At 40.4% G+C, this 24,728-nt stretch carries 19 protein-coding genes; 12 read left to right on the top strand and 7 right to left on the bottom strand.

The window, feature by feature from the left end:
- Nucleotides 1-523 precede the first annotated feature (523 nt).
- The 9 genes from F6K64_RS31985 to F6K64_RS31945 all read left to right on the top strand — a co-directional run bounded on the left by F6K64_RS31985 (nucleotide 524) and on the right by F6K64_RS31945 (nucleotide 12,843).
- Nucleotides 524-2,719 (top strand): GumC family protein, encoded by a 2,196-nt coding sequence (locus F6K64_RS31985; protein WP_287250614.1) that lies wholly within the window; start codon nucleotides 524-526, stop codon nucleotides 2,717-2,719.
- Between the two features lie 120 nt (nucleotides 2,720-2,839).
- Entirely contained in the window at nucleotides 2,840-4,213 is a 1,374-nt protein-coding gene (gene murJ, locus F6K64_RS31980) for a murein biosynthesis integral membrane protein MurJ (RefSeq protein ID WP_287250616.1), read from the top strand.
- Nucleotides 4,210-5,325: a glycosyltransferase family 4 protein gene (locus F6K64_RS31975; protein ID WP_287267496.1), complete on the top strand. Its 1,116-nt coding sequence runs from the start codon at nucleotides 4,210-4,212 to the stop codon at nucleotides 5,323-5,325. Before murJ ends, F6K64_RS31975 begins: the two co-directional genes overlap by 4 nt.
- Nucleotides 5,325-6,656 (top strand): phenylacetate--CoA ligase family protein, encoded by a 1,332-nt coding sequence (locus F6K64_RS31970; protein WP_287267494.1) that lies wholly within the window; start codon nucleotides 5,325-5,327, stop codon nucleotides 6,654-6,656. The genes F6K64_RS31975 and F6K64_RS31970 overlap by 1 nt, the downstream gene beginning before the upstream one ends.
- A gap of 497 nt (nucleotides 6,657-7,153) precedes the next feature.
- The gene (locus F6K64_RS31965) at nucleotides 7,154-8,344 is read left to right on the top strand and encodes an O-antigen ligase family protein (RefSeq protein ID WP_287250621.1); all 1,191 of its coding nucleotides are present in this window, start codon (nucleotides 7,154-7,156) and stop codon (nucleotides 8,342-8,344) included.
- Between the two features lie 8 nt (nucleotides 8,345-8,352).
- Nucleotides 8,353-9,468 carry a glycosyltransferase gene (locus tag F6K64_RS31960; protein WP_287250623.1) on the top strand — a complete coding sequence of 372 codons (1,116 nt, stop codon included), beginning with the start codon at nucleotides 8,353-8,355 and terminating at the stop codon, nucleotides 9,466-9,468.
- Nucleotides 9,461-10,603 (top strand): glycosyltransferase, encoded by a 1,143-nt coding sequence (locus F6K64_RS31955; protein WP_287267493.1) that lies wholly within the window; start codon nucleotides 9,461-9,463, stop codon nucleotides 10,601-10,603. The genes F6K64_RS31960 and F6K64_RS31955 overlap by 8 nt, the downstream gene beginning before the upstream one ends.
- Nucleotides 10,604-10,671: 68 nt before the next feature.
- Nucleotides 10,672-11,631, top strand: a complete 960-nt coding sequence (locus tag F6K64_RS31950; RefSeq protein ID WP_287267491.1) for a hypothetical protein — start codon at nucleotides 10,672-10,674, stop codon at nucleotides 11,629-11,631.
- A gap of 45 nt (nucleotides 11,632-11,676) precedes the next feature.
- Nucleotides 11,677-12,843 carry a glycosyltransferase family 4 protein gene (locus F6K64_RS31945; RefSeq protein WP_287267489.1) on the top strand — a complete coding sequence of 389 codons (1,167 nt, stop codon included), beginning with the start codon at nucleotides 11,677-11,679 and terminating at the stop codon, nucleotides 12,841-12,843.
- On the opposite strand, the gene F6K64_RS31940 is transcribed toward F6K64_RS31945, so the two are convergent.
- A complete protein-coding gene (locus tag F6K64_RS31940; RefSeq protein ID WP_287267487.1) occupies nucleotides 12,838-13,425 on the bottom strand; it encodes a YdcF family protein in 588 nt (195 codons plus the stop codon). The genes F6K64_RS31945 and F6K64_RS31940 overlap by 6 nt on opposite strands.
- A 148-nt stretch (nucleotides 13,426-13,573) precedes the next feature.
- Here F6K64_RS31940 and F6K64_RS31935 point away from each other — a divergent pair, with 148 nt between their 5' ends.
- Nucleotides 13,574-14,557 carry an NAD-dependent epimerase/dehydratase family protein gene (locus tag F6K64_RS31935; RefSeq protein ID WP_287267486.1) on the top strand — a complete coding sequence of 328 codons (984 nt, stop codon included), beginning with the start codon at nucleotides 13,574-13,576 and terminating at the stop codon, nucleotides 14,555-14,557.
- Between the two features lie 528 nt (nucleotides 14,558-15,085).
- On the opposite strand, the gene F6K64_RS31930 is transcribed toward F6K64_RS31935, so the two are convergent.
- Nucleotides 15,086-17,002 (bottom strand): polysaccharide biosynthesis protein, encoded by a 1,917-nt coding sequence (locus tag F6K64_RS31930; RefSeq protein ID WP_287267484.1) that lies wholly within the window; start codon nucleotides 17,000-17,002, stop codon nucleotides 15,086-15,088.
- 2,746 nt (nucleotides 17,003-19,748) lie between these two features.
- Complete coding sequence (locus F6K64_RS31925) at nucleotides 19,749-20,735, bottom strand: MraY family glycosyltransferase (protein ID WP_287267483.1); 987 nt, start codon at nucleotides 20,733-20,735, stop codon at nucleotides 19,749-19,751.
- A 210-nt stretch (nucleotides 20,736-20,945) separates the two neighbouring features.
- On the opposite strand from F6K64_RS31925, the gene F6K64_RS31920 reads away from it, so the two are divergent.
- Together F6K64_RS31920 and F6K64_RS31915 are read left to right on the top strand one after the other, a co-directional pair.
- Entirely contained in the window at nucleotides 20,946-21,260 is a 315-nt protein-coding gene (locus F6K64_RS31920; protein ID WP_287267481.1) for a hypothetical protein, read from the top strand.
- 61 nt (nucleotides 21,261-21,321) lie between these two features.
- Nucleotides 21,322-21,618, top strand: coding sequence for a hypothetical protein (locus F6K64_RS31915; RefSeq protein ID WP_008184993.1), 297 nt, complete (start codon nucleotides 21,322-21,324; stop codon nucleotides 21,616-21,618).
- 191 nt (nucleotides 21,619-21,809) lie between these two features.
- On the opposite strand, the gene F6K64_RS31910 is transcribed toward F6K64_RS31915, so the two are convergent.
- The 4 genes from F6K64_RS31910 to F6K64_RS31895 all read right to left on the bottom strand — a co-directional run.
- A complete protein-coding gene (locus F6K64_RS31910) occupies nucleotides 21,810-22,301 on the bottom strand; it encodes a hypothetical protein (protein WP_008184995.1) in 492 nt (163 codons plus the stop codon).
- A gap of 10 nt (nucleotides 22,302-22,311) precedes the next feature.
- The gene (locus F6K64_RS31905) at nucleotides 22,312-22,437 is read right to left on the bottom strand and encodes a hypothetical protein (protein WP_267872044.1); all 126 of its coding nucleotides are present in this window, start codon (nucleotides 22,435-22,437) and stop codon (nucleotides 22,312-22,314) included.
- 26 nt (nucleotides 22,438-22,463) lie between these two features.
- On the bottom strand, nucleotides 22,464-24,362 hold the full coding sequence (locus F6K64_RS39225; RefSeq protein WP_287263466.1) for a glycosyltransferase family protein: 1,899 nt from the start codon (nucleotides 24,360-24,362) through the stop codon (nucleotides 22,464-22,466).
- A gap of 171 nt (nucleotides 24,363-24,533) precedes the next feature.
- On the bottom strand, nucleotides 24,534-24,728 hold a 195-nt coding region (locus tag F6K64_RS31895), incomplete at its 5' end, for a hypothetical protein (protein WP_287267480.1).

The following is a 24,728-nucleotide window of genomic DNA, read 5'->3' as shown; positions in this document are numbered from 1 at the left end:
TTGAAAGTAATTCACAAACTATTCACACACTAGTGTTATCGCTTTCTAAATCCAGTAGCTATTCAATTTTTGATAACTATCCGGATTTAGAGTTTTGAAGGTGTATTAATAATCGAGAGATTGGTTTTATATCAAAATAATAACGTTTTTTTTAGTTAGTTATTTACCTCAACATTTTGTTGGTTTTATTGATGATTACCACTCAAATATAAATGCTATTGGGAATCATACCAAGAATCAGCAATGCCCAGGTATATAGGGTTTGACGGTTTTTTTTTGTAACTAAATAATATCTAATTTAAATGCACAACAACTTACTCATGATGACTATAGCCTTTGTAATGGAAAGCTTTTGGCCATAACTACTTGATGCTACAAGCTCAAGTGCGGAAAGTGGGGTATTAATTTTCCTGATTATCTAGTTAGCACTTGTAGTATTAATCAGCGTTTACTCAAGTGAAATTCTTTTTCACTCTAGATAGAATAGTTCTCGCTCACCAGAACTACTTAACAGAACATGAGCATGGAAGTAAAGACTGAGAGTGTTGAGACCGGACAAGAGGAGATTAACCTATTTAAACTGGGGTCGATTCTGCTTCGGTTTTGGAAAACGGCATTAGCAGTGGGAACGACAGTTTTTGCAGGGGGGGCAGCAGCGACTTTTCTCAAGACCCCTGAATATGAGTCAGAGATGCTGATCCTAATGTATCGGGAAGCTTCCGTGCCTGATGTTGGTGGGTTACAAGAAACAGAAAAACCTAAAAATAAGGAAAATTTATCTACCGAAATTGAGATTCTTAAAAGTCGCTCTTTGGTTGCTAAGGCAATTAGCCCCCCAGAAAGCTCTTTTGACAAACTGTCTGTTAAAGAAGTAATCGAAAACATGTCGATTCGTCAGGTAGGGGATGCTGATGTACTGATCGTTTCATACCAAGACACAAATCCCCAAAGGGCTCAAAAAGTACTAGAAGCTCTCAGTTATACCTATGTCGATTACAGTATAGAGCGGCAGCGCTCCCAGGCAACCAATGCAATTCAGTTTATTGATGAGCAACTACCGAAAGCACAACAAGCCCTAAATGCAACCACATCAATTCTGCGTAGCTTTCGAGAACGCTATGGTATTGTGGAACCAGAAGCTTATGCTCTTCAGGTATCTGAACTCAAGCAATCTCTTGTGCAACAGGAGCAGGAAGTAGAAATTGCTCTGAGTCAGACTCAGCGACAGTTACAGGAATTACGCCAACAGCTACAAGAAGCAGGTCAACAACCCCAAGCAGCTTTAGCAAATTCGGTTCTCAGCCAAGATCCTTACTATAAAAACTTAGCTAATCAACTGACAGAACTAGAATCCGAGCTGGCTCTAGAGCTAACTCGTTTCCAGGATAATCATCCTGCGGTGGAAAGCTTACAACTGAAGCGTAACCAAATACAGAATCTATTGCAGAAGCGTACCCAAAGCATCCTGGGGTCAGCAAGCTCACAAATTGATATTAACCAGGTAGTGGGATACGGGGAAACTCGCCAAACACTAACTAATCAATTACTTGCTCTAGAGACAGGATTTGCCGCTCAGGAAAACCAGCTAGAGGCTATTCGTAAAGCTCAAACTGAAGTGGCAGCTCAGTTTCAGCAAATTCCCCAACTCCAGCAAGTGTATACCGAGCTACAGCGTCAGTTAGAAGTTAGATCCCAAGCAGTCAATAACTTACTAGAAAAACGGCAAGAGTTACAGATTGCTGAAGCTCAAGAAATTGCCCCTTGGGAGATTCTTGAGTCTCCTTACCTACCAGAAGATCCTATTTCTCCCAATATCAAACTGAATTTGATTTTGGCTTTACTTATGGGAGGATTGTCTGGGGTAGGAGCGGCATTCCTGCTGGAGCGTTTAGACCAGAAGGTAAAACAGGTCGAAGATTTAAAGCAACTAACGGGGCTATCTTTATTAGGAACTATTCCCCGTATCCGGGGACATATAGTCGGTGCTCGAATCGAAGAACAAAGAAGATTATCGAGTGATCAGCAGTCAGCATTTACAGAATCCTTGCGCTCTCTAGCCATGAATTTACGCTATCTTGGTGCAGCTACAAACAGGATCAAGGTTTTGGCTTTCACTTCTGCAATGCCCTCTGAAGGTAAGACAACGATTACCTATCATTTAGGAGCTGTTTTAGCTGAATTGGGACAGCGAGTTTTAGTAGTCGATGGGGATTTGCGTCAACCAACGTTACATCTATTGGCAGGATTGCCAAACCATGGGGGACTAAGTACAGCTCTTACCAGTGACCGTCCTTGGTATTCCCTCGTTCAGACAGGAAAGACTGAAAGTCTTGATCTAATCAGTTCTGGTCCTACTCCTCCTAATCCAGTGGCGCTGTTGAATTCCCAGAAAATGAAGCAGCTATTTGATGAGTGGCGACAGACTTATGATTATGTGCTAATCGATACTCCTGCTGTGGTAGGGGTTGCTGATACCCAAAGTGTAGGCAGTTATGTGGATGGAATTATCTTTGTTGCTGGCATGGAATGCAGTACCCATGATGATATTACCCGTTCCTTGGAGATTTTACGGAGCAATCAGTGTACTTTAGCTGGGGTGGTGGCAAATTTTGTTAATAACAAGCATGGTAACAGTTACTCCTACCGGCAATCTGCTGGTAATCCTCCCCAGTCTGAGCATGAGAAGAGTAATCTGGGATTGGTTAGGCAGTCTTGGTAATCGTTACTTCACACAGCTATCAAAAATTTATAGGGATCCGTGTAGGAATTGTGATAATTTTTGTTCCCTGTTCCCTACTCCCTGTTCCCTGTTCCCTTTGCTATAGATTAAATATTTACAGTGAAAAAACAGCCATTACATAATGCATTTAAGTTCTGGAAAAATATTTCCAGTGGCTCTAATAATCGCCAAATTTTTGGTGCTGCTGCTAAAGTAACTGCCATGACTGTACTGGTAAAAATAGTATCTGTGGGCAAAGAATTTGTGGTTGCTTGGAGTTTTGGCACCAGCAATGAAGTGGATGCATTAGTGATTGCCTTACTATTTCCTCAGTTTATTGGTAATGTAGTTGCTGGTTCTTTTAAACCTGCTTTTATTCCTACTTATATACGGGAAAGAGAGCAACAAGGACAACAACAGGCTCAGAAACTTCTTTCTGGAGCAATGTCTTATGTAATTGGATTGTTAATCTTGGTTACCATCCTCATGGTAGCTTTTGCTCCCTTCTATTTACCTAAAATTGCACCAGGTTTCGACTCAGGCAAAATCGAGTTTACTTTTCAGCTACTCTTAGCAGTTTCTCCTCTAATTTTAATTAAGGGAATTGTTACGATTTGCCAGGCTGTTTTAAATTCTGGAGAACGTTTTGCCTTGGCTGCTATTTTGCCCATTGCCATCCCTGCCTTAAGCATTATCTTACTTGTAAAATTTTCATCTTGGGGAGTCTTTGCCTTAGTTATAGCACTACTAGGAGGAACTTTAATACAAATTATTTTCCTAGGTATATCACTGAGGCGAAAAGGCATTAGCTTAATACCAAAACTATATAAGCTTGACTCTAAGCTTAAAGAAGTCTTTCGGCTCTATGGAGCCTCTGCTGCTGCTGCATTCCTCATAGGAAGTACTAAATTAGTAGACCAATCAATGGCAGCCATGTTAGCACCGGGAAGCGTCGCAGCCCTGAGCTATGGCTATAAATTGACAGCTTTGCCCCTTAGTCTTGTCGCCATAGGATTAGGGACAGCCGTTACTCCTTACTTTTCTAAGATGATCGCCAGGGAAGATTGGCAAGGGGTAAAACATACGCTAAAAAAATATCTGAAGCTAATATTCATCACAACTATTCCCTTAACCATTATTCTCTTAATTTGTTCCATTCCTATAGTTAGGATTCTCTTGCAAAGGGGATCATTTACAGCAGATGACACATATTTAGTGGCTCATATTCAAGCTTTGTATGCCTTACAACTTCCTTTTTATATTGGCAACATTTTAGTGGTTAGACTAATTACTTCAATGAGGATGAATTATGTATTTACTTGGACTTGTGCATTTAATTTACTGGTAAATATTGTCTGCAACTTTTTATTTATACAATGGATTGGAATTGCTGGAATTGCTTTATCTACTAGCCTAATTTATTTGATTTGTTTTTTGATGCACATTACATTTATAAATAAAAAACTTAACAAAAATTACCAACAAAAAATATGAAAATAACGTTAGTGATTTCATCTCTTTCTTGTGGTGGTGCAGAACGTGTTTCGGTTTTGCTTGCTGAAGGATTTGTAGAAAAAGGTCATCAGGTAACACTTATCACGATAGCTGGTAAAGAACGTGATTTTTATAAACTTTCACCTAAGGTCTCTCGATTAGCTCTGAATATTGCGGGTGCTTCACACAATGCTATTCAAGCTTTACGAAATAACTTACACAGATGTTTAGTTTTAAGAAAAGCTATTAAATCTACTAATCCTGATGTAGTTATTTCCCATTTAGTAAATACAAATATATTAACTATATTATCTTTATTAAAAACTAATCTGCCGACAATTATTACTGAACATTCTTACGGCAGAGAAAAATCTGATAAACGCAAAAAGTACAGTCTTAGAAAATTAGTTTATAAATACGCTAATAAATTAGTGAGTGTAAGTAAAGAATTAGATCAGTCATTCCAATGGCTAAATCCAAATAAAAGAGTAGTGATATATAACCCAATAGTGAAAATACCAGAGAATGATCTGATTGAAGACCATGTCTTACATAATCTAGGTATAGATTCCCACAAAAATTGGATCACAAGTATGGGGAGGCTAACAAAACAAAAAGGTTTCGATATTCTAATCAGCGCATTTTCAAAAATTGCCCATAAATATCCCGATTGGCAAATACTAATCATAGGGGAAGGACATTTAAAATCTGAGTTATTAGCTCTAATTAATAAACTAAATTTATCTGCTCAGGTTGTTTTAGTAGGTCGTTTAAGTAATCCTTTTCCTGTCTTAAAAAAGTCTGAATTATTTGTTATGGCTTCTCGCTGGGAGGGGTTTCCTATGGTACATTGCGAAGCCTTAGCTTGTGGATTACCAGTCATTGCTACGGATTGTCCTACAGGACCAAAAGAAATTATTCGTCACAACGTAGATGGTGTCTTAGTTCCCAATGAAGACTCAGAAGCTTTAGCTACTGCCATGGAAAATTTGATGTCTAACTCAGAAGAACGTCAACGTTTAGCTAGCCGTGCGACAGAAGTCAATAAACGCTTTGCTTTAGAAAAAATTTTGCAAGATTGGGAAAAACTTTTTGAAAATGTGAGTAAATAATGAATTTTAGAGGATGGCTTTATTCACACTATTCTTCTCTACAAGGTAGAGGATACTCTGCTATTTTTGACAAGCTTAGTCAAGAAATTACTTCAGGAATACACCCTGAAACAACTCAAACAAACTTGATAAAAATTCTTAACCATTGCCAAAAAAATGTCCCCTATTATACTCAAATAATGGCTCAAATTGGCAATTATAAACTTCTTGAACAAAATCCAGAAGTATATCTTCAAAACTTGCCAGTTTTAACCAAAGATTTAATTCGCCAAAACTTTGAACAAATAAAATCTACGGATTTAAAACAACGACAGTGGTATTTTAATCAATCAAGTGGCTCAACCGGAGAACCAATAAGGCTTATTCAAGACCGGGCATATTTCAACCGTTCGATGGCGATTAAGTCGCTTTATTCTTATTTGGTTTCAGGTAGAAAATTTGGTGATCCACAAGCAATTTTATGGGGCTCACGAACAGATTTATTATCAAACAAAGGTATTAAAGCTAAGTTATCAAGCTTTCTTAGAAATACGACCTATATGAATGCTTTCTTGATGACTCCTGAAAAAATGGCGGGGTTTATTCACAAGCTAAATAACAAACCTCCTAAGATAATTATTGCCTACGTTCAGGCAATATATGAATTGGCACAATTTGCTGAACAGGAGCAAATAACCATTGTTCCTCAAAAAGCTATTATAACCACTTCCGGCACACTTTATCCTTGGATGCGCGAAAAGATTGAGTCTGTATTTCAATGCCAAGTTTTCAATCGTTATGGCTCTAGAGAAGTGGGTGATATTGCTTGTGAACTACCTGGTAAAGAAGGTCTATGGGCTGCACCTTGGGGCAGTTATATTGAAATTGTAGATGATAATAATAATCTCTTGCCAACCGGTGTTGAAGGAAACATCTTGGTTACTAATTTAACTAACTATGCTATGCCATTAATACGGTACAAAATTGGTGACAGTGGCACTTTGTTAGTTAACGAACCCTCACGGCAGATATTCAAGGAAGTTTCAGGTAGAATTACGGATATGTTTAAGCGTAAAGACGGCAGTCTAGTATATGGATCATATTTTACTTATCTTCTTTATTTTAAAGACTGGATTTATAACTTCCAAGTTGTTCAAAAGGATTATTCAAAACTAGTGATAAGAATCATGAAAGGAAATCAAGATTATCAGCCAGAGCAAAAAGAATTAGATGAAATAGTTAATCATTGCCAAATAGCGATAGGAGAAGAATGCCAAATTAGTTTTGAATTTGTTGATCAAATTTACCCAAGTGCTTCTGGTAAGTACCGATACACAATTTCAGAAATTTAAACAGGATTTGGAGCTTTTTATATATGCAAATATTTTAAATATTGACAGCACTTAGTAATCTTTCGCTTCAGTGTGAATTACCGCTTCACTTCTCCCAATCAATACTTTTAACAGATTACTATAATCTAATCAAAGAATTTGGAGGAGAGTAACATTCTAGACATGATCACCACGATGGAGGATGGAAAGCTATAGGTTTAATAACCTCTGGGGGAGATGTTTATACTGATAAACTTATTACTGGGAAGCCTTTTTTATAAACACCCGCTATGGGAATGTGCCCATATATTAAAGAGATTTTGACCAAACTTCCTGGCTCTAAGCGTCGATTCAGATTAATGTTTCTAGAACCAGGATCTGTAATCAAGTGGCATAGAGATAAAACTGACACTCTTGATGGAGCAATATCTTCTCGTTTTTATATTACAATTATCACTAAATTTAAGATAGTTTTTACAATTTTATAAATATATTATTGATGCAAACTTATGAAGTTTATGCAAAAAAAAAATGCTTTACTGTACTATAATATTTTATTGTCAGTAGCGTCATTTGCGATATTTTTTACAGGTATAGATAACTATTTGCACAATGCTGATATTGTCAATATTATTCCTCTTTGGTTTATTGCTGTATTTTGTTTAGCAACCTTGTTTTTGTTAATCTTAAAAATAAAAATCAATTATAAGTCTACTTATTTAATCATCTGGTGTGGAGTTTTTTTAGTTATTTCAATTGGATCTTTCTTTTTTTCATCTCAATCTAGCATTGCTTTTCAAGCCCTTGAAACTAGAGTTCTCTCTATGATTTTTGTGCTAATTATGCTAGTAATTTTATCCCAAACTAGTTTAGTACAAGCTTGTGCTATTTGGACTATATTATTTGCTGTTTTACTAGGAATTGCTAATAATATTTATGAAATATTTTACCCAGAAGCATTTTACTGGGATGATGTGGGACGCTCCGCAGGTTTTTACCTAGATCCTAATGATAGTGCAGGGACATTAACCCTAGGAATGCTTTTTACTGTCGATCTTTTCAAGCCTAAATATCGTATACTATTTGTTATTTTAGTTGGTTTGGGGGTTTTTTCTACATTTTCCAGAGGAGGAATACTTGGTTGGCTTATTAGTGTTATTACTCTGATTATATTTAACGTAATTCCACAATATAAATTGGTAAAAGCATTTCTATTTATAGGAGTATTACTTGTTGTAATCGGAAATCAAATAACGTTTTTTTTAGATAATAATTATCAAGTTAATAATTTAGAATTTTTACATGGAAAAGCTCAAAAAAGAATTGAAATTTTTACTACTGGATCTACTGAAGATAACGCTGCTCAAGAAAGGTTCCAGCTAGCTAAGTATGCCTGGGACTATTTTTCAGAAAAACCATTGTTAGGAAATGGAATTGGAGCTACGGAAGAATGGGAATTGGAATTAAATAGCCATAATATGTATTTATCTTTACTAGCAGAGCATGGCATTATTGGTATTTTTATTATTCCTTCTCTAATCTATACCCTTAATAAAAATACCCGTACTAACAAAAAATATTTAATCTGGAGTTTTGCCGTATTTATTTTGGTGTGGTGCCTTTTTAATCATCGAATTTTATATTATCGTCCTGTTCTTATGTCCTGTGCTTTATTAGCAGTTATTAACAAAAAAGGCAAAGTAAAATGAGAAGCGTTATGTCAACTCAAACAATAGCCATTTTCCTAGCTTCCCTCCGGGGTGGTGGTGCAGAACGCAATATGCTCAGACTCGCCAATGGTCTTGCGGAACAAGGTTTAAAGGTAGATTTAGTTCTGGCGCAAAAAGATGGTGCTTATTTTTCGGAGATATCTCCCCAAGTTAATCTAGTTCACCTTGAAGCCAAACGGGTGCTGTTGAGCCTACCTAAGCTAGTGCGATACCTGAAACAGGAAAAACCTGCTTACCTCATCTGCGCTATGGATTATGTTAACTTAGTTGGCTTGTGGGGTAAATTTATTGCTGGAGTACCCACCCGCATCATTGTTACTGTGCGTAACACTCTCTCTTCTGAGGGCAATCAATCCCCATGGAAAAACCCCTTAATTCACGGCTTAATCCATCACTGTTACCCTTGGGCAGACTCCATTGTAGCGGTATCGGGAGGTGTGGCAGATAACCTAACAACTACAGTTAATTTACCCCGCAAGCACATCAAAGTTATTTATAATCCAGTAGTTACCCCTAATTTACTGCTCAAAGCTCAAGCTACCATAGACCATCCCTGGTTTTCTCCCAGAGAGCCTCCCGTAATTTTAGGAGTAGGTAGACTCACCAAGCAAAAAGACTTCCCTACCTTAATTAAAGCCTTTGCCATCGCTCAACAAAACTGTTCCGCTCGATTAATGATTTTAGGGGAAGGGGAAGAACGCCCTAAATTAGAAGCCTTAGTCAAGGAATTGGGCTTAGAAGATCAGGTAAGTTTACCAGGATTTGTTAATAATCCTTTTGCTTACATGGCTCAAGCAGCCTTATTTGTTCTGTCTTCTAATCGAGAAGGTTTACCCACGGTGTTAATTGAAGCTATGGCTGTGGGAACCCCTGTAGTAGCAACTAACTGCAAAAGTGGCCCAGAGGAAATCTTAGCAGGGGGTAAATACGGCAATTTAGTTCCAGTGGGGGATGTGGAGGGTTTAGCCCAAGCAATGGTAGCTACTTTGAATAATCCCATTGCCCCGGAAGTGTTGCAATCTAGAGCTAAAGAAGAATTCTCCCAAGAAAAGAGTACTACTGAATACTTAAAACTATTGAATTTAAGCACAGATAATGAGTAATGCCACAGATAAATTGAGTATAGTCCTTCTTTCCACTGGTTTAGGAGTAGGGGGAGCAGAACAACAAGTTATGTATCTTGCCCATGCTTTAGTAGCTAAAGGTCACCAAGTAAGGATTCTTTCTCTAATTCCCATAGGTCAAATGGGTTTAGAAGCCCAAGCCCAAGGATTATCTGTCCATAGTTTAAACATGAAACGGGGTGTACCAGAACCCAGGGCATTACTAGAGTTAATTAATCTCTTACGCCAATGGCAACCGCAAATTGTACACAGTCATATGTTCCACGCTAATCTGATGGCTAGGATCGCCAGGATTTTTACTCCCATACAGGTTTTGGTGGCTACAGCTCATAATCTTAAAGAGGGGGGACGTTGGCGAGAAGTTGCCTACCGTTGCACAGATCCTTGGTGTGATTTAACCACTCAGGTGAGTCAAGCCGGTTTGGAACGCTACATCAAAGTGGGGGTAGTACCCAAACATAAAATTAAATTTATACCCAATGTTGTGGACAGTGAAAAATTTCAACATCACCCTGAAGTACGCAGCAAAATTCGCCAGGAATTAAATCTAGGAGATGAATTTGTTTGGTTAGCAGCAGGGCGTAACCATGAGCAAAAAGATTATCCCAATATGCTCAAAGCCTTTGCTCAAATTGCTCAAAGATATAAAAATGCAATTCTACTGATTGCTGGAGATGGTTTTTTAGGTTCTAAGGAAGAAACTTTGGCGGAAAAGTTGGGCATTGAATCCCAAGTAAGATTTTTAGGGGTACGCCGGGATATACCAGCTTTGATGAGTGCTGCCGATGCTTATTTGATGTCCTCAGCTTGGGAAGGAATGCCAGTAGTACTTTTAGAAGCATCTGCTTCTGGTTTACCTATGGTAGCTACTGATGTTGGGGGTAATCGGGAAGTGATATTAGATGGTAAAACGGGAATTATCGTACCACCTCAAAACTTTGAAGCTTTAGCTAAAGCCATGCAAAATCTGATGGAATTACCTTTATTTGAACGTCAGAAAATGGGTCAGCTAAGTCGGTATTATATCGCAGAAAATCATAGTTTTGATCAGGGATTAATAAAGTGGTTAGAATTATATTACCAGTTATTAAATCATAAACAAAAAAATCTATAAAATTTATAAATACTGAAATGCTTAGTTTTGTGATGACATTTATTAAACAGATAAAAACTTACTTGTTTATGTTTAATAAAACCAATAAAACACTGATTAATGATATTACTGTCGAATTAAATAAGTTATTCAGTTTAGAGAGTGTTAATTTGACGAGACTAATAAACATTGAAATTCGTCATAATTCTTTTATATTGCTTTTTGAAATCAGCAAAAAACAAAATGTTTATGTTAAAATTATAAATTATAAGACATCAAGTCTTAGTAAAGCAATCAAAAATCACGATTCAATATCTAAGGGATTACATGAGTATAATTCCCTTTTATGGATTAATAAAAATTTAAATTTTTTGACAAATATAAATACCATTGAACCCATCACTTATTTGTCAAAATTCAATGCTATTGTCACCAAAGAAATAATCAGTTTTCAGCTTTATAAAAATCTCCATTATCAAAACATTGAAACAACGTTATTTTCCATCGGATCATGGTTATATGAATTCCATCAAAAACAAGGATATGAATATACATTTGTAAGCCAAGCAGACTCTTTGTTAGAGCAGATAGATATTGAATACAAAGAAATCCTGCAAGGCTCATATACTCCCCAAAACATATCATTTGGAATTGGGCTTAACAATTTTGACATTCGTGATGTTTTAATCAATAAAAATGATGTTTATTTGCTAGATTTAAATACAACTCATGAGATAGTACCTCATTTACAAGATGTAGGCAGATTTTTGGCTTCGCTGGAATTAGCTTATTGGGGAACAGCTAAATTTGGAATTAAGACTGTACCAAAGAGCTTAGCTAATGCATTTTTAGATGGTTACTGTTATCAGCAAAAATCCAAGGATTTGAGAAAAACTGCTAATTGGTTTGCTGCTCGCTATATCTTCAAACATATTACTCGCAATAATAAACGAATTAACGATACTAACAAAATTTATTTGAAAGGCTACTATCAACTCTTTGCTAAACCTTATTTAGAAAAAATTGTTCAAAACAAATTACTGCCTTGAGCAAGTTTATCAAAAGTAAAACAGTAGATAATAATGTGAAACCTAGTGACTACCTATCTCAAAAATAAATCTAAAATTCTCCATCTCATCACCCGTTTAGCTGTCGGAGGGGCGCAAGACAACACCCTCCTGACAGTGGAAAAACATGATCGTAATCAATTTGAGGTTCACTTAGCCTCAAATCCAGAAGGACAATGGTTGAATCGTGCTCAACAAAGTGCGGATACCTTCCACCCCATACCCCACCTAGTTAACCCGATTAACCCTATCTATGACCTTAAAGCTCTAACAGAAATAGTTCAATTACTGCGTAGAGAAAAATTTGATGTTGTGCACACCCACAGCTCAAAAGCAGGAATTCTTGGTCGTGTAGCTGCTCGCATTACTAAAGTTCCTGTGGTTGTCCACACTATCCATGGCTTTGCTTTCCATGACTTTATGCCTAGTTGGAAACGCCAACTCTATATTAATCTAGAGCGTAGTATGCGCCCCTGTACAGATTTTTTTCTTACCGTTAGTGAACTTAACCGTAAACAAGCTATCCAACTGGGGATCCTGAGTCAAGAAAAATCCCAAACGGTCTACAGTGGAATTGACTTTAGTAAATTAGACCGTCCTTGTCATCTCCCACAACTTCGACAGCAACTAGAAATTCCCGATGGTTGGCAAGTTATTGTGATGGTGGGGCGTTTAGATGAACAAAAAGCACCCTATTACTTAATTGAAGCTTTTGCTCAAGTTCTCAAACACTCCCCCGAAACTCTGTTACTACTAGTTGGTGAAGGAGAATTGCAACCCCGTTTACAAACTCAAACTCAACAACTTGGTATTGAAAATCAGGTTAAATTCTTGGGTTCCAGGGAAGATGTACCGGAAATTCTGAAAATAGCTGATATTTTTGCCCTTTCCTCCCTCTGGGAAGGTTTAGGTAGAGCCATGACTGAAGCTATGCTATTAGGTAAACCTGTTGTTGTTCCTAATATCTATGGTATTCCTGAAACTGTCCATCATGGCGAAACGGGTTTACTATTTCCGGCTAAAGATGTTGCCAAATTAGCTCATCATCTAGTTTACCTACTCCAAAATCCCCAGGAACGGGAACGTCTTGGTCACAATGCCCAACAGCTAACTAGAAAGCTTTTTGATGTGGCTCAAATGGTGCAACAGATTGAGCAGATTTACCAGCAATTATTAAATCAGAAACCCTCATGATTTAAGATCTGGATTCAAACTTGCCCCACTCTTTCCAGTCACAATCCAGAGGAGAGAACGAATACAGTCTCGAATAACTCGTATTTTTGACTCTTTTGGATAGCCTTTTGAGGGGACAGAAACAGGAGTAAAAGTAATCCCCCGACTACCCAAAACAAAAGTTGCTATTGCCCGAGACCTTACCATATGATAATCCGAGGTTACTAGGTAGATATGTTGAATATCCTGCCGATAAAAATAGTTAACTGTGCAAGTAAAATTTGTCACCGTATCCGTGGGACAAAAATCATAGTGAATTCGCTGGTCTGAGATTCCTACTTTTCGGAAAATCTGCCTGTTATGCTCAAAATTACTGGGGTAGTCAGAAACCCAAATATCTAATTCAGGATGGGACTGGGAAAACTGGGCAGTGAATTTGAAGCGATCTTTATTACCACCAAGAACCAAAATAGCCTGGGGTTCTGGTGCTTGATGGCGTGCAATGGCTAAACGGAAGGGAATGATACTAATAAAAAACAGTCCCATAGGCAGCAAAAAAAGCCACAAATTATTGAGTCTAATTTTGGCAATTGGAAAGCTCATAAAATCCTTTAATAGCCTATTGTTTATACTCATAATCCTCCTTAATAACTAGCCATCCAATTCGGACTCTAATAGCTTTTAGTGTAGTTAGTAGTACCGATAGTTGAAAGCCATCACTGAATCACTTCTAACTTAGCACATAGCGATTATGAAACATATTCTTGTTACTGGCGCAACTGGCTTCATTGCTAGTCATCTTTTGCCTATTCTCCATCAGCGAGGTTGGCAAATCACCGCAGCAGTGCGTAACCAATTTTTCCATCCCCCAGACATCTCCCTCAAAACCATTGCTGTAGGTGATATCAATCGTCATACTGATTGGAGTAAGGCTCTTGAAGGCATCGACACCGTAATTCACCTAGCCGCAAGGGCTCACATCTTACAGGACGACGCACCGAATCCGGAAGCAGAATTTCTGGAAGTGAATACCTTAGGTACTACTCAGCTAGTTAAACATGCCATTAAAGCTGGTGTACAGCATTTTATCTTCATTAGCTCTATTGGTGCTATGGCCACCTTAAGTGATCAGATTCTCACCGAAAATTCTCCTTGCCAACCTGATACTCCCTATGGATGCAGCAAATTGAAAGCAGAACAGGCTTTAATTGAGTTAGCAAGCTCAAGCAACAAGATGAGTTGGACTATTTTGCGTCCTACCCTAGTTTATGGTCAGGGAAATCCAGGCAACATGGAACGTTTAATTAAATTAGTACAGAAAAAATTACCCCTACCCTTTGGCTCTTTAAATAATCGCCGTAGTTTGGTTTTTGTAGGTAACTTAGTAGATGCGATCGCCACTATTATCACCCATCCCCAAGCTAAAAACCAAACTTTTCTGATCAGCGACGGCGAAGACCTCTCAACAACGCAACTGATCAGACAAATTGCTCAATGTCTAGAACTCCCGTGTCATATCTTGCCAATTCCCCTGAGCTTATTGAGGCTAGCCGGTAATTTGGGAGATACTGTAGAACTAATCACCAGGCGAACTTTCATCCTCAATAGTTCAATGATTTCTCGATTGGATGGTTCCCTATGGGTTGATAGTAGCAAACTTTGTCAGACTCTCAACTGGCAACCACCCTATACCCTGGAGCAAGGATTAATATCAAGTCTGGTTGAATACCCATAATTAAGGAGAGGGTGGGGAGGGTGGGCAGGGTGGGAGGTGTGGGGAGATGGGGAGATGGGAAGATAGCTAGATAGGGGATATTTTTGCGCATTTGCCCCCGTTGGTCCCCATCTGTCAAAAGCGATGCAGCGCGGTCTTGGGGAGGCAGCGCGGTCTTGGGGGTCTCCCCCACTCGCGCTTTGCCGTGGTTTCCCCCACTCGCGCTTTGCATCAAGACAGCGAAGCATCCGATAATTCCCCCCAAAATTGGGGGGTTAGGGGGGCGGGGGACTTTGACATCATTCCCCCCAAAATTGGGGGGCTAGGGGGGCGGGGGACTTTGACATCATTCCCCCCAAAATTGGGGGGTTAGGGGGGCGGGGGACTTTGACATCATTCCCCCCAAAATTGGGGGGCTAGGGGGGCGAAATCAACTTAACCGCGTAAGTCCTGTTGGTGATAAAAAACCATCTCCGATTAAACCTTACTCCTTTCCTTCCGCCTTCTGTCTTCTGGCTTCTGCCTTCGATTCGCGCCTCGTGTAAGTATTCAAGCGCACATCATATTAATGGGGACATTACAACCAGAAGGCTGGTACTCTGGCACCAGATTACACAGTTGAGTAACAATACCTGCACGATCATTGAGTCGAGCTTTATCAAGGAGAACTATCAACTGCGGTTGCAAAATCTCCCAACTCCAAAAATATTCTTGAGCAGAGAAAATTTTATGATGTCGCGTGGGTTTGACATTATCCCCAGATATCAGCAACTCCTCATAGAGTTTTTCCCCTGGTCGCAATCCCGTTATTTTGATTTCAATGTCCTGTTGGGGAATAAGCCCACTCAAACGAATCATTTGCAAAGCGAGATCGTAAATGCGAATTGGTTCTCCCATATCCAGCAAGAATACCTCTCCTCCACTTGCCATTGCCCCTGCTTGCATCACTAAGCGAGCCGCTTCAGGAATGGTCATGAAATAGCGAGTAATTTCCCGATCGGTAACGGTAATGGGTTGACCTTGGGCAATTTGTCGGGAGAAGCGAGGCACAACCGAACCACTACTATTAAGGACGTTGCCAAATCTGACAATGGCAAAGCGGGTAGAATGTCCTGGTTGAGCTGCTAATGCCTGTACTACCAACTCTGCTACCCGTTTACTAGCGCCCATAATATTGGTAGGACGTACCGCTTTGTCAGTGGAAATCAAGACAAAGTTTTTCACAGCGCACTCAATGGCACAGCGGACCGTAGTCCAGGTTCCTAAAACGTTGTTCTCAATGCCTCGCGCTGCATTTACTTCTACCAGAGGAACGTGCTTGTAGGCTGCTGCATGGTAAACTGTCTCGACTTGATGATCCCTTAAAACAGTACTGAGATGATCCTTATCGGTGACATTGCCTAGGTAAGCAAAGCGCTGCAATTGAGGATAAGTTTCTGCTAGTTCGAGGTCAATATTGTAGAGAGCAAATTCACTGAGTTCGTAAAGTACTAGACACTGGGGCTGCTGCTTAGCAATTTGGCGACACAGTTCTGAACCAATGGAGCCTCCTGCACCAGTCACCAGCACTACTTTTCCTGTCACCTGCATTTCTAGTAGTTCAATATCAGGTGCAGCTTCTTCTCGTCCGAGGAGGTCAGCAATATCAATCTTGCGAAGTTTCTCAATAGAAACTCCACCAGAGAGCATTTCATTTAAGGAGGGTACGGTTTTAACAGGAATTGAAAGACTCTGTAGGCGTTCTAGAATACAGCGTTTTCTTTCTTTTGTTACCGAAGGCATTGCCAAAATTACCGTATCAAAAGCTTTTTGTCGCCAAAGTAACGGCAACTCAGCAGGAGAGTAAACCTTGAGTCCCTGTATGACTACATGGTGTTGCAAATCAGAGTTGTCATCGATAAAGGCAATTAGTCGGTAAGTTCGGTGATTCGCTAAAGCAGCAGCAAGCTGATAACCTGCTGCCCCTGCACCATAGATCAGTAGCCCTTCTGGAGGTAAATTGCTATGGGCGTAATAGGCTAGATTATGAGTTGAGCTGCGAATTAGCAGTCGTAACCCAATCAGGAGAAATAGAGTAAGGAAGGCATCAATAATCAGAACTGAGGGAGGAAGAGGCCAAGAACCGTTTAAGTAAGCGAGGATCACTAAAACTCCGGAACTGTAGAAAACAGCTTGGAGTGCTGTGGTAATAAACTCTAGGCTTGTGTAGCGCAGAATAGGACGATAAATGCCACAGACTTGGAAGCCTATAAGTTTGACCACAATTAACAGGATAATTAGCCAAGCATACTGAACAATTCCTGAGAGGGGAAGTGTTTCGTCGAAGCGGAGCCAAAAAGCTAGATAAATAGCAAGGCAAAATAAAAATGCATCTAGAGCAACGAGGAACTGGCGCTTCTGCCGTCTGGAGATTGAGTTATAGCCACCATAAAGCTTAATCAGCAGGTAGTTAATATAGGATTTCATAAAGATAACGAATTCAGAAGGTTATTGCTTGTGCGATTTAGGGTCACTGGAACCCTAGATTAATGATTCTCTGCCCCACCAGTGGCACGACAGCGCTGACTAGAGCTAGATCCGCCCCTATCTGTAGCGACGACCTCCAAACAACGGGATTTTCGACCCAGATTGGGGGGAGATTGGGGTAAGACCGAGATAGGGATACTGTGGGAAAAAGTGCAATTGGCACTTAAGTAGAGGCAGTGCTGATTCTGGCGATGATTCCCCATAGCATTTCTATTTGAGATGTAAACATAGAAGTGATAGAACAAGGTAACTTCGGATCAGGGAACTTCGGATCAGTATGAAAGAGGGATGCATCAAGACGATCCGAGGATTTTTTGGTGTGCTGATAAATCAGTCTTGGGTTTTATGAGCTATTTGGAAATGCTATATATAGCGTTTCTCATAGCTATGAGGTACAGTTTTGATTGGCGCTGATTGCCTTTAAGACCTTATTAATTCTGCCCTCTGCCTTCTGCCTTCTGCCTTAAAAGCATAAGCTTTGTCCTCACTCGTCCTGAGAATTTATAGAGTTAACCATAGTGTGTTCACCAACTAAGTAGTATTGTTGGAATCGTTCCCCTTGAACCCTATAGATAATAGGTGGATGGCATTGATTAACATCCCTAATCTAGGATAAAAATATTTTTTTTCACTAAAAGAATTATTCGGTGGTCATCATAATACAATAAAAAAATGTTAATAACTCAATTAACAAGCATCATAATTTTGGAATTAAACCATGAAGTATCCCGATTATTAATACACCGTATCAACTCTAAATCCGGATAGTAAAAAAAAATGAATAGCTACTATATTTAGAAAGAGATAACACTAGTTTGTGAATAGTTTGTGAATTACTCTAAAATGAACAAATGGTGAAATTATTTGCAGAAAAATTTTTCAGAAAACTATGAAGACTACCGAAAGCACCGGACATGATATAATCTCATCTCCGGTTAATCACTTCCCAACCCAAATAGTCCCTCTTAAGGGGTGAAAATATGGCTACACTATAGACTTTATAAGGGATAGAGCTTTCATGTCTTTGATAAAATTGAGGTGTTTATGAGGTTTGAGATTCATCAGATCAGTAGCTAGGTCTGACCAAAGTTCCATCGATTCAACCCAGATAGATCCATATAATTATATCCAAAACTCACTGTGCCTTTTCACAGAACGTTTCTCTTCATTCGGGTGAAAAATATACTCATCCACTCTCATTTTTTGTAAATATTATAAGGAAACTTATATCAATTAAAATAAGCGATATTAATGAGCAATATAATACCAAGTTAACCCTGAATATTAACTATCGTGTTTACCCGATTTTCGCCTCCAGTTTTGTAATATCTGAACATTGTATCAATACCCCAACGAGCCGCCTAAAATGATAAAGTAAGTTGACTAATATCATGTCCGTTTGAATACTTATACTAAGCGCCGAAAGCAAGGCAGAAGGCAGAAGGCAGAAGGCAGAAGGCAGAAGTAAAGAAGTAAGCTTTCAAGGGTAATGATTTTTTATAACTAATTATCCGAACCTGATATAATCTGGATACTTTTCAGGATATACCAAGGTTATTTAGGACTCTTGCTTCGATAGTTACGCTTCCAATATGCCGCCAAATTAAAATTTAATAAATTATGTTTTATTTGTATAATAAATGTCTTGATAAACTCGCAACATTCCCGGTTTAATTACTAAATTTTTTAGAGCCATATAAATTTGCTCGTCATCAGATATAAGCAGGTACACAAAATTAATTACACATTTTACAAAACTCAAAGCCTTGCAGGGTAAGGGTTACAGAGATTGGGAGTAGGCAATTAATTCTGTGTAGGTGCTTAGCAATCCTAAATCATTGTCTTGATGCAAAGCGCGAGTGGGGGAAACCCCCAAGACCGTAATGGTGCGTTTTCCGTAGGCGAATTAAATTCGCCACGGGTCGCACCTCTGCATCGCTTGTAAAATCACTGGACTTCTTAAAAACTAGCTCCAACTCCTGTCCCTTCTGCCATTCCCCTCCTGGGAGGAGTTAGGGGTGGGTTCCTTCTGCCTTCTGCCTTAAAGCAGCCCATTTCTTTCACGAATCAGATAGGATTGCTATAAGCATGTCCCCTCTGACGTAATGCCAAGTCTATCCCCCAGAAATTCGCGCCACTTGGCTAGCTTCACGCTCTGAAATTACGCACCGTTCGCGTAGCGTGGCCGAAAGGCCAAGGTCTCCTAACAAGACAACTGGATAAGGACGCAGTAAGGGTAATACTGGTGCAATTACTTTTTTTTGTTGGCCGAAACTGCTATTTCATTTTTTACCAAGAAGTTCCCAATATACGGGGATGGCATGGTTTCCTCAAACCCGACTTAAAATGCCCGCGCATGTCATAGCTACAAAACTCATAAATATGGTCATCACAGAGGAAAATCAAGATATAAATTCACGAATTTTGTCGTCAATTTTTAGAGTTTAAAACTTCTTATGGTTACGAATAAAAGACTAAATATCAATGTATAAAAGCGATCCAGCGCGGTTTTACCGCGCTGGATCAATACAATGAGCTATAATCTGAGCTATATCCTGACTTTTGGCACTTAAGAGTAATTATCTTTGATTATCTTCTATTTTCTTGAGAATGAAACAGCCCTGGGAACCAACGGGGGCTTTCTCAAAACCAGACAATCTAAATTCATACTTCAATTCAGGAACGCCTAAGTAGACGACAGCATACGCGTCCGTAGGTAAGTTTCTGCGCAGGCGATCGCCACAATTAGGGCAGCTAAACTACTCCAAGCTCCTATGGTTCCTAGGAAATCAATACTAAAGGCCATCAGAAGAGTTATGCAAATATAGGTAATCGCCACTTGACTATGGGAGCAGCCTGATTGCTGGAGCCTCTGGTACAGATGACTACGGTGAGCTTTGAAGATATTTTCACCACGCAGCAGCCGCCGACAGAGGGTATAGATCCCATCGCCGATTAGAGGTAAAGTCAATACCAGTGCTGACCAAGCAGAAGTCGGATTATGATTCTGACTTAGGAGGGTTATCGCCACCACAGCACCTAACACAGTACTACCGACGTCCCCCATAAAAATCTTGGCCGGTGACCAGTTCCAATAGAGAAATCCTGCTAAAGCTGCTACCAATAGCCAGAGAAGGGGCTGATTCAACCAGAGGGCAAAAAATCCTAACTGTACAGCAGTTACTCCGCCTACTAAGCCATCTAAACCGTCCATGAAGTTATAGAAATTAATCAGGGCGGTCATGCCAATGATGGTGAGTAGAGTAGCAATAAGCTCGCCTGCTATACCTAGGTGAGCTAGCCCAGGAAAGGGAAAAGCACCACAGGAGGCGACCACGACGGTAGCAACCGAGAATTGTACTAGATAGCGAACGCTGGCAGGAACTCCTCGCGAATCGTCGATAATGCCAATAATTACCAAGGGAATGAGGGCGAACCAAAGCGTATTTTGTCCGGAATCAATCAGGTTAAGACCAAGAAATTGGCTGGCAATGATGGCAATAGCAAAGGCAATAATAAAACCTAACCCACCCCCTCTGGGTGTGGGTTGACTATGGGAACTGCGTTCGTTGGGGATGTCAATAAGTTGTTGACTTAAGCTTTGTTTAATTAGAGCGACGCTAAGAAGGCTGAGGGAAAAACTGATTACACAGAGAGTTAATAGTGGGTGCATTTAAACTTTTTGATTAATACACCACTATTTACTAGCCTCAGTTAAACATTCAGTATTAAGAGTGAGAAAAGAAAACTTACAATACGTTTCGGTGACAGGGTAAACGGCAGAAGTGTTTAAGCTGTCGCGCATTTAAACGACATATTATTAAATCAGAAAAAAAAACTGAAACTCTTGTCCCTTATGCCGGGTGCATCTCCTAAAAGCTGTTTGACCTGGTGGGTGGAACGGGCATCTTGGTGGAACGGGCATCTTGGTGGAACGGGCATCTTGGTGGAACGGGCATCTTGGTGGAACGGGCATCTTGGTGGAACGGGCATCTTGGTGGAACGGGCATCTTGGTGGAACGGGCATCTTGCCCGTTTCATTCCCAGTCGGGCTGTCCCAACACTGGCGACCGGGAAAATGAGGGCGAGCCCGTCTTATCACGCACCCTATACAACATTTACAAAAGTGAGATACACCCGTTCTCAATCGGGTACTGCTATACCCATTAACCATTACCAAAAACCTGGTACTATTTGAGAACTTATTAATGAGTAATGATTAACCGGACTTGCTCTAAACCATTCTTGAGGTTTGTGATATGCGCAACAGTAATCAGGCAAATCCTATTGTAATCGGCAGTTTAGTCGTTATTTTGATCAATCTAGTAATAGGTATTATTTGTTTAAGTATTTATCTACACTTTTCTACAGGTTATGATGGTCTGTTTTATTTTATTATATTGTCTATGATTGGTATCGCTCAGTTAGTCTATGTTATCCCAGTCTTAGTTGTGCTAAGATTGCTAGGACGATGGGAATTGATGAAAGGAGTGATTATTGGTGGTTTGATTACAGGTTTGTTGAATCTTGGCGGTTGCTTTTTAATGCAAGCTTGACCTTAAAGGTATAGGTAGCAAGAGTTATTGAAAAATAGCTCTTAATTTGGCTTTGCTTAATAATGGAATGATTTTAATAGTTTTGTGGAATGGGCATCTTGCCCGTTCGGGGATGTTTTCGGGCGGGCAGGATGCCCACTCTACTCCTATTGATTCTAAGATTCAGCAATGGCCTTAATCTAACTAACTAATTAAACTGTTGCGTCAAGGCTATCTTGAGACTCCTCTAATTTATCGTCGAGGTTCTCACTACCAGTAAACACTTTAGTAGTCACTAGAACATTAGGCTCAACTTGGAGCCACACCGAATCACTCATAGACTCAGCTTGTAATGGTCGATAAACCAGTCGGCAGGCTCCTGCTATTTCTACCTCATGACAGTAATGAGTCCGCTCACCCCGTTTAACAGTAAACACTGGCAAAGATGTCTGGTTCTTGTGATTGCTCTTTAACGCTTCCTCATTAACGTGGATATAGGTAGCTCCGACATGCTTCTCCTGATTCCATGTACCTTTTGGTCCCCTACGACCTTCGGTGACCACTGGCACACCATCATATAATGGAATCTGCCAAAACCGACCAACTTTTTTGGCTCCTTTGATGCGATCTTTACTTAATAGCATCCGCAGTCGTTGAGATGATATACCCAGCAGAGATGCAGCTTGTGTTGTACCGACAATCATAATTAAAATACTATTGCGGAATAGTATTGTAATCCCATCTAACTCGGAAAGTCAAGCTCAAGTGGGGAGTAGGGAATCGGGAGTAGGGAATCGGGAATCGGGAATCGGGAGTAGGGAATCGGGAGTAGGTAATCAAAAATTATCAGAATTGATTTAGGTAAGCTATATCATGTCTTTGTGAAGTTCTTGTTTAACCAGTTGAGCTAAGGTTTGGGCAGCTCCTGGTTTTCCGCGAACGCTCTTGAGATGCGATCGCATTTCCGACAACTTCTCTGGATGCTCCAGATAGTCTAGAGCAAGTTGGGCAACCTCAACCGGCTCAAGCTTTCCTACCAATTCTGGCACAATTTCCCTTTTTGCCCAAATATTGGGCCATGCAAACATACGCTTTTGCCCTAGCACCAACCAGTTAATCACTTTCGCTACGCTAGAGCCTACTCCTGGTAACTTGACCAATAGACCGGGTAAGCCATCCCAAGCCCGCATGGCATCTAACTGTTGCGTCGGCAACAGCACAATCATTGGCACGGCCAGAGACCCCAACTCAGCGGTATTCGCTCCCACTGTGGTTAAGCAAAGACAACATTGCGATAACAATTCATAGGTAGGAAAGGACTCCCAGAGTTCTACACACAAGCCACTGGGGGTTTTGAGGAATAGTTGCGGGGGCGGGGTATTTGGTTGAAGGGTATTTGGTTGAAGGGTATTTGGTTGAAGGGTATTTGGTTGAAGGGTATTTGGTTGAAGGGTATTTGGTTGAAGGGTATTTGGTTGAAGGGTATTTGGTTGAAGGGTATTTGGTTGTTCGCCTTTGGCGTTGCCGTAGGGTAGGTTATCGGAGTTTGAACCTGTAACTTGTAACCCCTTAACTTGTAACCCCTTAACTTGTAACCCCTTAACCTGTAACCCGTTAACTTGTAACCCCTTAACCTGTAACCCCTTAACTTGTAACCCTGGATTAATCACCGAGTCGTTATCAACTTTATATATAAGTTGTGCCTCTGACCATCCTGTCTTGTTAATAATGGGATTGTGATCTCGATTGGCAAATTTGGCTAATGTTTTTAGATCTATGGTAGGAGCAACCGGAATCACAAAGCGAGTTTGGGGTCTAGCCCTATGGATGTGTTCAGCGATCGCTAAAGATAAAGGTACTCCCTGAGCTAGTTTGGCTGGTTTTGACCCCGGTAATAGTCCGATCACTTCAGTGGAATGTTGAAGGTTATCTTCGGTTGTTCGCGAAGCGTGGCCTTTTGGCCAAGGTTGTTTAGTTGAAGGTTGTTTAGTTGAAGGTTGTTTGGTTGAAGGTTGTTCGCGTAGCGTGGCCTTTTGGCCAAGGTTATCTTCTTGGGTTGTTCGCGTAGCGTGGCCTTTTGGCCAAGGTGGTTGGGTTGAATGTTGTTCGCGTAGCGTGGCCTTTTGGCCAAGGTTATCTTCTTGGGTTGAACCTGTAACCTGAGAACCTGCAACCTTCAACCCCTGAGTAACCTGTAACCCCTGAGTAACCTGTAACTCCTGAGTAACCTGAGAACCTGCAACCTGTAACCCTTGAGTAACCTGTAACTCCTGATTAACCTGAGAACCGGTAAGGGGTAATCCCCTAATCTCTGCCATTAAATCCCCTACTAGGGTGAATTTGTGGGCATATTTCTTAGGCACTTGAGCGATAATATCAGGTTTCATCACGCCAAAGTGGTCAATCCAGGGGTACCAACGAGCATCCCACTCGGCATAGACAACACTGCGATACCCTAAGCGCTTACTAATCACTACTGGAAAAAATTGGTCTCCCCCTAGGAATAGAACAACCCCTTGTGGATGCCAGTCCCAGTTTTGAGCTGTCTTGCCCCACAACAAGAATGGCAAAAAATCCTCTGCTGCTTGAACCCGGTCTACTTCTGGGTAGGATTTTGCGATCGCATCTTCTTTGCCCGTGGCATGAGGGCAAGGAGATAGCACTACCGATATCCGGAGTAATGAACGGTCATTGCCTAGAGTTTCCCGCAATGCCTTAACCACTGGTCGCACCCAGGTGGTCACCTCTCCTGGGCCATTGGACATAACTAAAATATCTGCTGCTGGCACTATTCCCCACTCCTGATTATCACGATTTGGCTTGCTATCAGTTATCAGTTATCAGTTATCAGCTATCAGCTTTCAGCTTTCAGCTTTCAGCTTTCAGCTTTCAGCTTTCAGCTTTCAGCTTTCAGCTATCAGTTATCAGCTTATGTGCTACCCGCACGCTACTTGAGGTGCTTTCAGCCAAACGCGAGTGCGTGGCCAACGGCCAAGGTCAAGGTCTGACTGCTGACTGCTGACTGCTGACTGCTGACTGCTGACTGCTGACTGCTGACTGCTGACTGCTGACTGCTGACTGCTGACTGCTGACTGCTGACTGCTGACTGCTGACTGCTGACTGCTGACTGC

Origin of the sequence: Moorena sp. SIO3A2, assembly GCF_010672265.1 — a bacterium.
Taxonomy (GTDB): Bacteria; Cyanobacteriota; Cyanobacteriia; order Cyanobacteriales; family Coleofasciculaceae; genus Moorena; species Moorena producens.
This window is presented reverse-complemented; position numbering and strand designations above follow the sequence as displayed.